Source organism: Caldicellulosiruptor obsidiansis OB47 (genome assembly GCF_000145215.1).
In the GTDB taxonomy this organism is placed as follows: domain Bacteria; phylum Bacillota; class Thermoanaerobacteria; order Caldicellulosiruptorales; family Caldicellulosiruptoraceae; genus Caldicellulosiruptor; species Caldicellulosiruptor obsidiansis.
The window spans coordinates 584489-598690 of the sequence record NC_014392.1 but is presented as its reverse complement, the minus strand read 5'-3'; the positions used below and the strand labels follow the sequence as shown (position 1 = coordinate 598690).

General features: G+C 34.6%; 12 protein-coding genes. 8 read left to right on the top strand and 4 right to left on the bottom strand.

The window, feature by feature from the left end:
* Positions 1-94 precede the first annotated feature (94 nt).
* On the top strand, positions 95-517 hold the full coding sequence (locus tag COB47_RS02500; RefSeq protein ID WP_013289835.1) for a stalk domain-containing protein: 423 nt from the start codon (positions 95-97) through the stop codon (positions 515-517).
* A 19-nt stretch (positions 518-536) separates the two neighbouring features.
* Here COB47_RS02500 and COB47_RS02495 read toward each other — a convergent pair whose 3' ends face one another.
* Positions 537-1481, bottom strand: coding sequence for an ISNCY family transposase (locus COB47_RS02495; protein WP_013289416.1), 945 nt, complete (start codon positions 1479-1481; stop codon positions 537-539).
* 175 nt (positions 1482-1656) lie between these two features.
* On the opposite strand from COB47_RS02495, the gene COB47_RS02490 reads away from it, so the two are divergent.
* Complete coding sequence (locus COB47_RS02490) at positions 1657-2745, top strand: LysM peptidoglycan-binding domain-containing protein (protein WP_013289834.1); 1089 nt, start codon at positions 1657-1659, stop codon at positions 2743-2745.
* A gap of 62 nt (positions 2746-2807) precedes the next feature.
* Here COB47_RS02490 and radC read toward each other — a convergent pair whose 3' ends face one another.
* Positions 2808-3500: a RadC family protein gene (radC, locus tag COB47_RS02485; protein WP_013289833.1), complete on the bottom strand. Its 693-nt coding sequence runs from the start codon at positions 3498-3500 to the stop codon at positions 2808-2810.
* Between the two features lie 308 nt (positions 3501-3808).
* Between radC and glgB the strand changes: the two genes are divergently transcribed.
* Genes glgB through COB47_RS02460 form a run of 5 tightly spaced genes read left to right on the top strand, consistent with a single transcriptional unit; the run spans position 3809 to position 12037 of the window.
* Positions 3809-5761: a 1,4-alpha-glucan branching protein GlgB gene (glgB, locus tag COB47_RS02480; protein ID WP_013289832.1), complete on the top strand. Its 1953-nt coding sequence runs from the start codon at positions 3809-3811 to the stop codon at positions 5759-5761.
* A 13-nt stretch (positions 5762-5774) separates the two neighbouring features.
* Complete coding sequence (locus COB47_RS02475) at positions 5775-6953, top strand: glucose-1-phosphate adenylyltransferase (protein WP_013289831.1); 1179 nt, start codon at positions 5775-5777, stop codon at positions 6951-6953.
* Between the two features lie 19 nt (positions 6954-6972).
* Complete coding sequence (glgD, locus tag COB47_RS02470) at positions 6973-8115, top strand: glucose-1-phosphate adenylyltransferase subunit GlgD (RefSeq protein ID WP_013289830.1); 1143 nt, start codon at positions 6973-6975, stop codon at positions 8113-8115.
* Positions 8112-9548, top strand: a complete 1437-nt coding sequence (gene glgA, locus COB47_RS02465) for a glycogen synthase GlgA (RefSeq protein WP_013289829.1) — start codon at positions 8112-8114, stop codon at positions 9546-9548. Before glgD ends, glgA begins: the two co-directional genes overlap by 4 nt.
* Before the next feature lie 26 nt (positions 9549-9574).
* The gene (locus tag COB47_RS02460; RefSeq protein WP_013289828.1) at positions 9575-12037 is read left to right on the top strand and encodes a glycogen/starch/alpha-glucan phosphorylase; all 2463 of its coding nucleotides are present in this window, start codon (positions 9575-9577) and stop codon (positions 12035-12037) included.
* A gap of 69 nt (positions 12038-12106) precedes the next feature.
* Here COB47_RS02460 and COB47_RS02455 read toward each other — a convergent pair whose 3' ends face one another.
* Together COB47_RS02455 and COB47_RS02450 are read right to left on the bottom strand one after the other, a co-directional pair.
* A complete protein-coding gene (locus tag COB47_RS02455) occupies positions 12107-12751 on the bottom strand; it encodes an SGNH/GDSL hydrolase family protein (RefSeq protein ID WP_013289827.1) in 645 nt (214 codons plus the stop codon).
* A 39-nt stretch (positions 12752-12790) separates the two neighbouring features.
* On the bottom strand, positions 12791-13741 hold the full coding sequence (locus tag COB47_RS02450; RefSeq protein WP_013289826.1) for an ROK family protein: 951 nt from the start codon (positions 13739-13741) through the stop codon (positions 12791-12793).
* A 206-nt stretch (positions 13742-13947) separates the two neighbouring features.
* On the opposite strand from COB47_RS02450, the gene COB47_RS02445 reads away from it, so the two are divergent.
* Entirely contained in the window at positions 13948-14202 is a 255-nt protein-coding gene (locus COB47_RS02445) for a DUF4176 domain-containing protein (protein WP_013289825.1), read from the top strand.

The following is a 14202-nucleotide window of genomic DNA, read 5'->3' as shown; positions in this document are numbered from 1 at the left end:
AGTCATTTTGGAAAGTATTTCATTTGAGCTGAGTAAAAACCTGCCTTTATAATGAAAATATATTAAAACTTTAAATGAAAGAGGCGGGGCTTTTATGAAAAGTTTATTAAGATTCTGGCTATTTGTTGTTATTATTATAATTTTATCTTTAGTCATAGTTTCTCCTTCATTTGCCTCTGATATGCAAAAAGAAGAAGCTCTATTTTTTGATGCAAATGGCAACCCATCTTACATCACTATTATTAATAAAAGTTCAGTAGAGTATATTTATCTTTATGAAATTTCAAGATTAATGGGTGGAAGTTTTACATTTGACTCAAAAGACTATAACTTTCTTCAGTCAAAGTTTTTAATTGACCAAAATGAATTTATATTTAAGCTCGACAGCAATGTAGTCATATTCAATGGTAAAAACTTTTATATGGATGGACCAATGCAAATAATACAAAATAGAATTTGTGTGCCCTATTCTACTTTAAAAACTTATAGCTTGTTGAATAAAAATTATTGCCAATAGAGTAATAAAAAGATAATAATTATTGATTCCATTCATAAGCAAAAGAAAATTTTTTGCCTTCTAATTTTCTGAGAAACTGTTCAAACAAAAAAGTAATTAGTATCCAATCGGTATGCCTTTTGTAACTTTTAAATCCTCTTAACCTAATATTCTCAAGGTTATACTCACCTTTCAACTTGCTAAAAAGTTTTTCTATTTTCATCCTGAGTTTATATAACTTCTTACCTTCTTCTGTACCTAAAAATTTTATATTCTCTGCCCTAAATCTATTTTTTACGTTTTCCTCATTTCTCATATTCCTTCTATTTACCCCTGCTACAAATTTTATTTCAAGTCTATTTGCAATATCAAACCATCTGTTACAGTCATATCCTGCATCCGCTAATAATATCTTCGAATTGTAATTCCATGCCCTGTACAAAAGTTCTTCTTGAGTAGAGTCATGTTTGTTTGCTGTAGTTAAAATCCAGAAAAGTGGAATCACTTCTTCTTTCCCTGTACACAAAAGATGTAATTTATATCCTTTGTAAAAACCTATAGTAACATGTATTCCTATCTTTGCTTCTTTGTCTTGCTTTGAACTTCTCAAAGGTGTTGAATCTACTATTGTTATGGATACATCTGGATTAATTTCTGCTATTAACACGTCTCGGATAGCTTGCAATAAATCCTCTTCTATTTTTGCTGCTAATTTTGCTATGTATGAATAATCTGGACTTTTTTCTAATCCTATGCTCTTTTTGAACTCTGTATCTTGATTTATTCTGTATTCTAATTCCCTAAAACTTGCTATTCCTCTTTTGACCTTGTAAACTAAACAAGCTATTATTTGAAACAAACTAAATTTCCTTGGTCTGCCTCTTTTACTGTTTTTCCTTCTTTGGACTGTAGTTTCTGCAATCTTTTTTATTATGCAAAGGAGCTTTAAAAATTTTTCATTTTGTGCTTTAATAATTTTAGACATTTCTTTATTCCCCCTTGTGTGTTGGTTTGGTCTTTACAAATTAAAATTATATCACAAGGGGGATTTTTTTACCCATTACTGTATCTGTCTAATATGGTTATCTCTTTTATTCAACAACCTATTAAAAACTTATTTAAATTTATTTGAATTTCGACATTATATCTCTGGAAAACGAATGATATTCAAGCCAAATGGAAACTACATAGTCTACAGTGTTCAAAGCGGTGATTCACTCTGGATACTATCTCAAACCTTCGGTACATCTATTGAAACATTAAAGAGCTTTAATAATCTTACAAACGATACACTCTATGTGGGACAAAAGTTAATTGTAAAAAAAGTAAGCCTCAACCCTGTCCAAATTAATGGGACAATAAAGTGGTGGACATATGTAAAATCTGCACCATCTTCATCTTCGCAGAACCTATTTTATCTTACTCAAGGGCAAACTGTAAATGTTATTGGAAAACAATTAGATTTTTATAAAATCTTAACATCGAAAGGAACCGGTTATGTTTCAATATGGGCAGTAGATATAAAACAAGATATTACAGATAATTCAAAACCAAGCAACTTCTTTTACTCTTTTATACCCGTTGATACATCAGGTGATTATGTAACATATTCATACTACAAAGTGCAAAGTGGAGATACAATATGGTCGATTGCGGTAAAATTTGGAATACCAGACTATGAACTTATGTCGGTAAATAATTTGAATGAAAACTCATACATCTATGTAGGACAAACCTTAAAAGTGCCTGTTCATACAATTGCTGTGCATTCAAACGAAAATGGAGTTGAAATGCTCGACTGGTTTTCGCAGGGTAATTATGTATTCCCTATCGGCAGTGTTGGCAAGTTTATCGATATTCAAACGGGAAAATACTTTTTTGCAAAAAGGACAATGGGTGCAAGTCATGCAGACGTAGAAACTTTGAGTTATAAAGATACTCAAATTATGAAAGAGATATTCGGAGGAAGCTGGACATGGGAAAGACGTCCGTTCATACTTGAAGTAAAAGGAAGAAGAATAGCTGTGTCAGTTTCTGGCATGCCACATGCAGGAGTTGATGGTGTGCCTTACAACCAAAATGTTGCAAACAGAAGCGGTGGATATGGTTATGGTCCAAACCTTGATACAATTGTAAATGGAATGGATGGACATTTTGATGTGTATACGTTAAATGGCCTTCGTCACAAAGACAATCAAATTGACCCTCAGCATCAGCTAACAGTTTCAATCGCTGCAGGATTGAGATAAAGTGAAATTTTATGCAGGGGGCTGTTCAAAAAATCAACATAGCAGCCCCTCAAATTATATTTTTATATTTGCGGTTGTGGCAATATCCCATTTTGAGCAAAGCTATAGTATTTATCCCCTGCTACTATAAAATGATCATTGACAGTAACACCTATTGTCGATAAAGCATTGACAATTTTTTGAGTTGTATTGATATCATCCATTGAAGGTCTTACCGACCCTCCCGGATGATTGTGAGCCAAAATTACACTGCTTGCGTTGTAGCGAATAACACACTCAACAACTTTTCGTGGATATACTACTGCTTCTTTAACTGTACCTTCAAAAAGCGGTGCAGAATATATCACATTCAGCTGCGTATCAAGGCAAATAACATAAAACACCTCATTTTTTCTACCAACAAACAAGCTCTTTATGTACTCTGATGCTACTTCCACATTCCTAAGTTGAAATGTTTTTCTATTTTTATCAGCAAGATACCTCCTTGATATTTGAGAAATAAGAGATATCAAAATGGCAGAATTTTCGCCAACACCATTAACTTTTTGGAGATCTTTTGGATGAGCTTCAAACACGTTTGATATACTTCCAAAAGTTGAAATTAACCTGTGAGCAATATCATTTGTATCTTTTCTTGGAATACTGAAAAATAAAAGTAATTCTAACACTTGGTGATCTTCAAACCCATCAAGTCCCTGTTCAATAAATCTTCTTTTTAGTCTTTCTCTGTGCCCTTCATGTAGATTGTTAGCCATTTTTATACACTCTCCATAAAATTAAGCCTTTTTTGAAATTTTAATCTTATTATATCATCTCAAATTTGAAGAAAAAATAATCAAAAACTTTGTTTTTGGGTAAAAAATTTATATGAAAAAATTTTTTGATTGCTTCAATTTTACAATAATGTTATAATTAAAATTGGTTTTTGTCTGTTTTATATAATCCAGTTAAAAATTTTTAATCATATTGCTTATTACATTTTGTTTAAACCTGTTATTTCTCTATGTACCTTCAATCTTTGAATCTCAAGTACCTAATTATTTTTCGGAGGTGATTATTCATAATGATAAAAAAAGTTAAGTCTACCATTTATCTATCTGACATAAAAAAATTTGAATCAGGTGAGCATTTTGAAAGTTACAAATTTTTAGGAAGCAAAGTTGTAAACTATAGAGGCAAGGTTGGAACAGTTTTCTGTGTGTGGGCACCAAATGCTAAAAGCGTGTCTGTTGTTGGAAATTTTAATAATTGGTGTGGCGAAAAACACAAAATGATCAGAGTTTATGGGAGTGGCTTTTGGTGGCTGTTTGTAGAAGGTATTGGTGAAGGAGAGCTTTACAAATATGAGATTATTGGCGCTGATGGTAAAAGGGTTTTAAAAGCTGACCCGTATGCAATTTACTCTGAGCTTCGTCCCAACACAGCATCAATTGTCAAAAACATCCCAGACTATGAGTGGCATGACCAGGAATGGATGGAAAAAAGAAAAACAACTCCACCATATGACAAACCCATCAATATCTATGAGGTGCATCTTGCCTCTTGGAAAATGAAAAAAGATGGAAGTATAGAAAAAGCTGGTGAATTTTATAATTACCGTGAGCTTGCTCATATGCTTGTAGATTATTTAAAAGAAATGAATTACAACTACATAGAACTTTTGCCTGTTTTGGAACACCCTCTTGATATGTCATGGGGTTATCAGCCAACAGGATATTTTTCGCTCACATCACGTTATGGCAACATTGAAGATTTTATGTATTTTATTGATTTTATGCACCAAAATGGAATTGGAGTAATTGTTGATTGGGTACCAGCTCATTTTTGCAAAGATGAGCATGGACTTTACAGATTTGATGGAACATTTCTATACGAATATGAAAATGAACTTTTGAGAGAAAACTACACATGGGGAACTGCCACATTTGATTTTTCAAAACCACAAGTGCATAGCTTTCTAATCTCAAGTGCAATGTTTTGGTTTGATGTATATCATATTGACGGAATAAGAGTAGACGCTGTTTCTCACATCATTTACATGAACAACAACCAGAAAAACAGATATGGCGGGCATGAAAATATAGAAGGAATCGAATTTATAAAAAAGCTAAATTGTGCAATATTTTCAAAACATCCAAATGTCCTTATGATTGCCGAAGAGTCAACTGCATTCCCTCTGGTCACATATCCAACATACGACGGAGGGCTTGGCTTTAACTACAAGTGGAACATGGGATGGATGAATGACACATTAAAGTATATGCAAAAACATCCAGATGAGAGAAAACATCATCACAATCTTTTGACATTTTCTATAATGTATGCATTTTCTGAAAACTTTATTCTGCCGTTTTCACACGATGAGGTTGTCCATGGAAAAAAATCTTTGCTTGACAAGATGCCGGGCGATTACAACCAGAAATTTGCAAACTTAAGACTTCTTTATGGCTATATGTACACACATCCGGGCAAAAAGCTCCTTTTCATGGGTGGTGAGTTTGGTCAGTTTATTGAATGGAGATTTTATGCATCACTTGACTGGCTGCTTTTGGACTATCCTATGCACAGAACGCTTCAGCACTATGTCAAAACCTTAAACAGATTCTACTTAGAAAACAAAGCTCTTTGGGAGCTTGATCACAAAATGGATGGTTTTAGATGGATAGATGTTCACAACTGGCAACAGAGCATTATCTCATACCTGAGATTTTCAAAAGACCCTGATGATTTCCTTGTTGTCATTTGCAACTTTGGTCTTGCTTCATATGAAAATTACAAAATAGGTGTGCCAAGAAAGGGTATGTATTTGGAAGTATTTAACAGTGATAAAGCTGAATTTGGTGGTAATAATATAGTAAACACAGAAAAACTTAAAACAATTGATGAAGTATGGCATGGATATAACCAGTGCATAGAATTCAGGCTTCCTGCGCTTTCGTGTTTGATTTTCAAACCAGTTGAATTTTTCAATACTCAAGAAGAAAAGAATAAAAATGACAACAATATTCAGACATAGGGTGGTGATTAAAATGAACGGTCCCAAGCGTGAGATTATAGCAATGATTTTAGCCGGTGGGCAAGGAAGTAGGCTTAAAGAGCTTACCAAAACAAATGCAAAGCCTGCTGTGGAGTTTGGCGGAAAATATCGAATAATTGATTTTACTCTAAGCAACTGTACAAACTCATCTATTGATGTTGTTGGAGTTTTGACTCAATACCAGCCTTTTACACTGCACACCCATATTGGAATTGGAACTGCATGGGATTTAGACCGTACAAAAGGTGGAGTTTATATTCTTCCACCTCATACAAATGACAGTGGTGGAAATTGGTACAAAGGCACTGCAGATGCTATCTACCAAAATATGAACTTTGTGGAGTTGTTCTCACCTGAGTATCTTTTAGTACTTTCTGGCGACCACATCTATATCATGGACTATCAAGAGATGTTCAAATTCCACAAGGAAAAAAAGGCTGATGTGACAATTGCATGCATTGAAGTCCCTATCCAAGAGGCTTCAAGATTTGGCATCATGAATACAAAAGAAGATGGAAGAATATATGAGTTTGAAGAAAAACCAAAACATCCTAAAAATAATCTTGCTTCTATGGGAATATATATTTTCAATTGGGAAAAGCTAAAGAAGTATCTGAAAGAAGATGCAAAAGACGAAGAATCTGCACATGATTTTGGAAAAAATATAATTCCCAAGATGTTAAAAGGAGGTGAAAAATTATTTGCATACAGGTTCAAAGGTTACTGGAAGGACGTGGGAACGGTTGAGTCTTACTGGGAGGCAAACATGGACCTTTTGAATGAAGAGTGTCTTTTGGATATACCAAGTTGCACCTTAGACCTTTATAATGAAGAAACAAAAGTTTATACCTCATCAATTGCATATCCACCACAGTACATAGCCCCTTGTGCAAAGGTCAAAAAGTCGATGGTAGTAGAAGGTTGCAGTATCTGGGGTGAGGTTTATAATTCAGTTTTGTCATACAACGTGTACGTAGGCCAAAATGCCAAAGTTATAAGCTCTGTTTTACTTAGCAGCGCCTCAATCGAAGATGGTGCTATCGTTGAAAATGCAATTGTGTGTTCAGGGGCAAGAGTTACAAAAGGCTGCAAAGTTATTGGAAAACCGGGTAAAATTGCAGTTGTCCCTGAAAACAAAAAGGTAACCTCTGACATCATAATTTCAGAATAATCGAGTGGAGGAGATTAAAATGCTTACAAACTACTTAGGTATTGTGAGCCTTACAGAAAATGAAAACAGACTTAAAAGTCTTACAGCAACAAGACCTTTAGCTTCGATTCCTATATTTGGCAGATATAGAGTTATCGATTTTGTGCTTTCAAATCTTGTCAATGCAGGTGTTACAAATGTAGGAATTCTTGTGCCAACTAAATCAAGGTCGTTGATAGACCATGTTGGAACAGGAAAACCCTGGGATTTGAATCGCAAGGTAGATGGTCTTTACATCTTCAACTATTCCTATGAACCACCTTCCACAAGTGACATAAAACTTTTGAAAAGTAATATGGAATTTTTACTTCGCAGTAAAAAAGAAATGGTAATTTTTGCTTCATCTTATATGATTTGCAATATAGATTTTGAAGACGTAGCAAAATTCCATGAAGAAAGTGGTGCCGAGGTAACAGTTGTATATAAAAAAATAGCAAATGAAGATGAATTTTTTCTTGAGCTTCCTACTTTGATAATTGACCAGAATTCAAATGTAATGGGAGTTGGGAAAAACATAGGAAGACGCACAACTGTTAATATATCTTTGGATATGTTTGTACTCAGCAAAGAATTTTTAATTGATTGTATTTTGACATGTCTTGAAAATGGCAACTGCACAACATTTAGAGACTTTATCTACAAAAATGTCCAGAATATTAACTTAAAAGCTTATGAGTTCAAAGGATATGTAGGATGTATAAATTCTATCTCCTCCTACTTTAAAGTATCAATGGACATGTTAAATGTTGATATCCAGCGTGAACTTTTTTCAAAGCAAAGACCCATTTATACAAAGTCCAATGACTCGCCACCAACAAGGTATTTTTCCACATGTGAAGTTGAAAATTCATTTATATCAAACGGATGTCTTATTGCTGGTAAGGTGAAAAATAGCATAATCTCAAGAGGCGTTATTATAGAAAAAGATACAATTGTTGAAAATAGCATAATATTTTCAAAATGTATTATTAAAAACGGGGCTATTTTGAAAAATGTAATTTTAGACAAGAATGTTGTGATAGATGAAAATGCTACCTTGATTGGACATAACAAAAACCCTCTTGTTATGGAAAAGCAAAGTTTTATAAATTTAAGCCAGTTAAAAGAGGTGAAAAGAATATGAAAGTTCTGTTTGCAGCAGCAGAAGCCTTTCCTTTTGCTAAAAGTGGAGGTCTTGCAGATGTAGCATATTCTCTGCCAAAAGCATTGAGAAAACTTGGGATTGATGTCAGAGTTATTATGCCAAAGTATGCTGATATTAGCCCTGACTTTTCAACAAAGATGAAACATCTCTGTCATTTTACCGTCCCTGTTGGCTGGCGAAATCAGTACTGTGGTATTGAGTACTTGAACCTGGACGGCATACCATTTTATTTTATAGACAACGAATATTATTTCAAAAGACCGGGATATTATGGCTACTTCGATGACGGAGAAAGATTTTCTTTCTTTTCAAGGGCTGTATGTGAAGCTGTATATCATCTTGACTTTGATGTTGACATCATTCATGTTAATGACTGGCACACAAGTATAATCCCAGTTTTACTTAAAGCTCATTATATGCACTCAGAAAAACATCAGAAAATAAAAACAGTTCTCACTATACACAATTTAAAATATCAGGGTATCTTTCCAAAAGAAGTTATGTATGATCTTCTTTCCCTTACTGATGAATACTTTGATGAAAACAAACTCAAGTACTATGATGCAATTTCATTTTTGAAAGGGGGTATAATTTATTCTGATAAGGTAGTTACTGTGAGCAAAACATATGCAAACGAAATTAGAACACTTTCTTACGGTGAAGGACTACATGGACTTTTGTCTGGGATTGGAGAAAAATTAATAGGCATTGTTAACGGAATTGACTATGATGTTTACAATCCTGCAACCGACAAATTTATCTTTGTAAATTATGATTCAAATACATTTGAAAACCGTAAAAAGGAAAACAAGTTTAAACTTCAGCAAATGCTGAACCTTCCAGTTTCTGATGAAATAGTGGTAATTGGTATGGTCTCTCGTCTTATTAAAGAAAAAGGCATTGATTTAATTGAAAGAATTTTAAGTAAAATTTTAACACTCCCTATACAGTTAGTAATTTTAGGTGCTGGTGATTATCACTATGAACAAATGTTCAGACATTATGCTCTTGCATTTCCTTCGAAGGTTTCAGCAAATATATGTTACAGCGAAGAACTTGCACGAAAAATTTATGCCGGCTCTGATATGTACCTTATGCCATCTTTGACAGAGCCATGTGGAATATCACAGCTGATTGCTATGAGGTATGGAAGTGTGCCCATTGTCAGAGAGACAGGTGGACTCAAAGATACAGTAAAACCTTATAATCAGTTTACAGGTGAGGGCTGGGGATTCTCTTTTGCAAACTATGATCCTTCAGAACTTTTTGCTATCATAAAATATGCACTTTCCATATATCCCGACAAAGCTCAGTGGAGGTCTATCGTTCATCAGGCAATGACAAGAGACAATTCTTGGAATGCTTCTGCCTGCGAATATCAAAAGGTTTATGAAAACCTTTTAAACTCATAAATCCAAACTCAGGAGGAAAATTATTTATGATAGGCGGAATTAAAGGACTTTCGAAACAGGAACTTAAAGAAAAGATAAAACAGGATTTTCAGCGAAAGATTATATCCATGTTTGCAATTGACCCGAAAGAAGCAACAACTTATCAGCAATACCTTGCTCTTGGCGAGGTTATAAAGGAATATTCTTTTGAGAGATGGCTTCAGACAAACAAGTACTACAAGCAAAATGATGTCAAACAAGTGTATTACTTTTCAATCGAGTTTTTGCTTGGAAAACTTCTTGTCAACAACCTGATAAACTTGGGAATCCGTGATGTATGCAAAGAAGCTTTAAACGAACTTGGTATAACTCTTGAAGACATCGAAGAGGCAGAAAGGGAACCAGGACTTGGAAATGGTGGGCTTGGAAGGCTTGCTGCATGTTTTTTAGACTCTATGGCATCAATGGGTCTTCCCGGTCATGGGAACGGAATAAGGTATCGATATGGTCTTTTTGAACAAAAGATTCAAAATGGGTATCAAGTAGAAGTGCCCGATAACTGGCTTGCAGAAGAATATGTGTGGGAAGTAAAAAGAAGTGATAGAGCCTGTATTGTAAAGTTTGGTGGAACAGTGCGTTTTGACATTGTTGATGGCAAACTAAAAGCTTTTCATGAAAACTATGAACCCGTTTGGGCAATACCTTATGATATCCCTATAATTGGATATGGTTGTAATACAGTCAATACTTTAAGACTCTGGAGTGCAGAACCGTTTGAAAATGTATTTGATTTTGCATCATTTTCAAGAGGTGACTATATCAAAGCGGTGGAATACAGGTATATGGTGCAGTCAATTACACAGGTTTTATATCCAGACGACACAAACGAGCAAAACAGGATTTTGAGGCTCAAACAGGAATACTTTTTTGTATCAGCAGGAGTTCAGAGTATAATAAGGACATTCAAAAAACGTGGAAAGCCAATTTATGAACTTCCAAATTATGTAATGATTCAAATTAATGACACCCACCCGGCACTTGTTATACCAGAACTTATGAGAATATTGATTGATGAAGAAGGTCTTCCATGGGAAGATGCATGGGATATAACAACGAAAACTGTTGCTTACACTAATCATACCATAATGGTAGAAGCACTTGAAAAGTGGCCAATTGATATGGTAAAAACTCTTCTTCCAAGGATATATACAATTATTGAAGAAATAAATAGAAGATTTTGTGGCGAGATGCTTGAAAAAACAAACGGTGATTGGCAAAATGTCTGTAATATTGCTATCATACATGACGGTCAAATAAACATGGCACACTTGGCTGTTATTGGTAGTAGCTCTGTAAACGGGGTTTCTAAGCTTCACACAGAGATTTTGAAGAATGAAGTACTAAAATGTTTTTATACACTTTATCCCGAAAAGTTTAACAGCAAGACAAATGGTATTACCCACAGAAGATGGCTTGTTGAAGCAAACCCGGACTTAGCAAGGCTTATCTCGGAAACATTGCAGACAGACAGGTGGATAAAAGAACCAATGCTTATGCTCAGATTCAAAGATTTTGCAGAAGATAAGCTCACACAGGAACTTGCTGCTAACATTAAATTTAACAACAAAGTGAAGCTTGCAAAGTATATAAAAGAAAAATACAACATTGTGGTTGACCCGCGCTCAATATTTGATGTGCAGGCAAAAAGGCTTCATGCTTACAAACGCCAACTTCTGAACGCTCTTCATATTTTGCATCTTTACAATATGCTAAAAGAAAATCCCGGCTTGGATATTTATCCGCGAACCTTTATCTTTGCAGCAAAGGCAGCACCAGGTTATATACTTGCAAAAAAAATTATAAAACTCATTAACTCAATCGCAGACAAAGTCAATAAAGACCCAGATGTAAAAGACAAGCTCAAAGTTGTGTTTCTTGAAAACTATTGCGTATCTTTAGCTGAAAAGATTATCCCTGCAGCTGATGTCTCAGAACAAATATCAACCGCCTCAAAAGAAGCATCTGGTACAGGGAACATGAAGTTTATGATGAACGGTGCAATTACCATTGGAACATTGGACGGTGCAAATGTGGAGATAAAAGAGGCTGTTGGTGATGAGAACATTATAATATTTGGTCTTCGTGCTGAGGAGGTTTTAGATTATTATAAAAATGGAGGGTATAGTGCAACTCAGCTTTATCAAAAGGATTTGAGAATCCGAAAAATTATTGACCAGCTGATTGGAAACTTTTTTGATGTGCCGCCTGGTGAGTTTATGGATATTTATAATCACTTGATAACATACAATGATGAATATTTTGTATTGAAAGATTTTGACTCTTATCATGAGGCTCAAATGAAGATTGATAAGATTTATAGAGATACAAAACGCTGGCGAAAAATGATGATAATCAACATAGGAGCATCTGGAATTTTTTCAAGTGACAACACCATTCAAAAGTATGCTGATGAAATTTGGCATATAAAAAGGGTTGAAATCCCAGACTAAACTTGCATAAAAAACTTAAAAAGGCAGGCAAAGATTCAAAGTTCTAGTGAGCCTGCCTTTTTTGTTTATTTAAAACTCTATTGCTTTTAAAAACGCATTGGCTATAATCATATGGCCTGTGAGATTTGGATGGATTCTGTCAAGCGCAAGTGCATATGAATGATAATGTTTTAAGAAATTATCAAACTCTTCCTGAACATCTACGAATATAGCACCGTGTTTTTGAGCTATTTCTTTCATTGCAAACCTGTACTCATCAATCTTTTTCCTCATTGCATCCTCTTTGTTGTCCTCTATAATAAATGGTGACATCAAAACAAGTCCTTTTAAGTTTGGCTTTGTAAGATTTATAAGCTCATCCAAGGTAGATTTGTACTCATCTAAATACACATGGCACTCTGGAATAAGTGGATTGTCAAACTGTCTCCAAACATCATTTATACCTATCATGATAGAAAGCCAGTCAGGTTTTAAATCTAAAACATCTGTCTGCCAACGCGCTTTGAGATGCCTTACTGTATCTCCTCCAACACCCATATTGATAACTCTTATTCTGCTTTCTGGGTACTTTGTAAGAATCTGTGCTTGTACAATAGAAACATATCCGTTGCCAAGGTTATTCCAGTGAAGACCTTCTCCAACAGGTCTTGCTCTGCCACAGTCTGTAATTGAATCACCTATGAAAAGAAGTTTGCTCCCATTTTCAATCTTCATTTTTAACTCCCCCAACTATTAAACTATAATCTTTATGTTCTACAGCTGCTTTGCTAAAAGAGCTGCCCCAATTATACCTGCATCATTTCCCAAAACGGCAGGAATAATTTTGGGCATTGGAACCTGTTTGCAGTAGAATTTTTCATACACAAGCTTTCTCACAGGTTCTAAAAGATACTCACCTTCTTTGCTAACTCCACCGCCTATACATATAACCTCTGGTTCAAATATATTGCAGATGTTTGCAAGACCTTCAGCAAGGTATTTTACATATTTATCAACAATTTCTGCACCAATGCTGTCTCCCATCCGCTTTGCATCAAAAGCTGTTTTTGCATCAATTTTAGAAATATCCCCATTTACAAGTTTCATAATAGTACCATTTATATTCCTTGCTGCAGCCTCTCTTGTCATGCGAATAAGAGCTGTTGCAGATGCATACGCTTCCCAGCAGCCTTTTCTTCCACATGTGCATTGCTCGCCATCAACACAAATTACCATGTGTCCAAGCTCAGCACCTGCATGGTGCGAACCTGTGTAAATTCTGCCATCAATTATAATTCCACCGCCAATTCCTGTTCCAAGTGTAATTGTTACAGAAATCCTTGCTCCTTTTGCACCGCCTGCAACATATTCTCCATAAGCAGCACAGTTTGCATCATTTTCTATGTTTACAGGCTTTGGAATGTATTTTTGTATCTCATCTCTCATTGGAACATTTAAAAAAGCAATGTTGTTGCTGTAAAGAATCATTCCCTTTTCATTGTCAGGTGCACCCGGGCTTCCAATACCAACCGAGTGAATGTCATCCAGAGAAAGCCCACACTCTTTTACAAGATTTAAACTTAGCTCTGCCATGTCTTTCATAATCTCTGTGTAGTGCCTATGTGCCCCTGTTGGAACAGATCCCTTTTTTATGATTTTTCCTTCCTCATCAACAATTCCTGCTGCAATGTTTGTTCCTCCAAGGTCAATTCCTATGTAATACACCTTCTCTCTCCTTTCCAATCCCTAAGATTTTGATTTTATTATATCAACAAAAAGGGATTAAGTAAAATAGACTTTTTAGTTTCAATTTTTATATATTTTGCATAATAAGTTTGCATAAAAATTAAATATTTTTGTTAGTTACATGAATTGTTTTTTTTTTTTGATATTATGAAAACAAAGAAATTTATTACATAAAAGTGGGGTGAATGAAAATAGAAAAGTGGCTACCATTAGGAAGCGTTGTTATTCTTAAAAATGGTAGTAAACCTTTAATGATTTTTGGTAGAAAACAAATTAATGTAAAAACCCAAAAGGAATTTGATTATGTAGGATGCCTATGGCCTGAAGGTAATATAGCATCCGACTTTAATTTCTTTTTTAATAATGAAGATATTGAAAAAATTTTATTTAGAGGTTTTGAAAATGAAGTTGAAATTGAATTTAGAAAAATGTTAAAATAA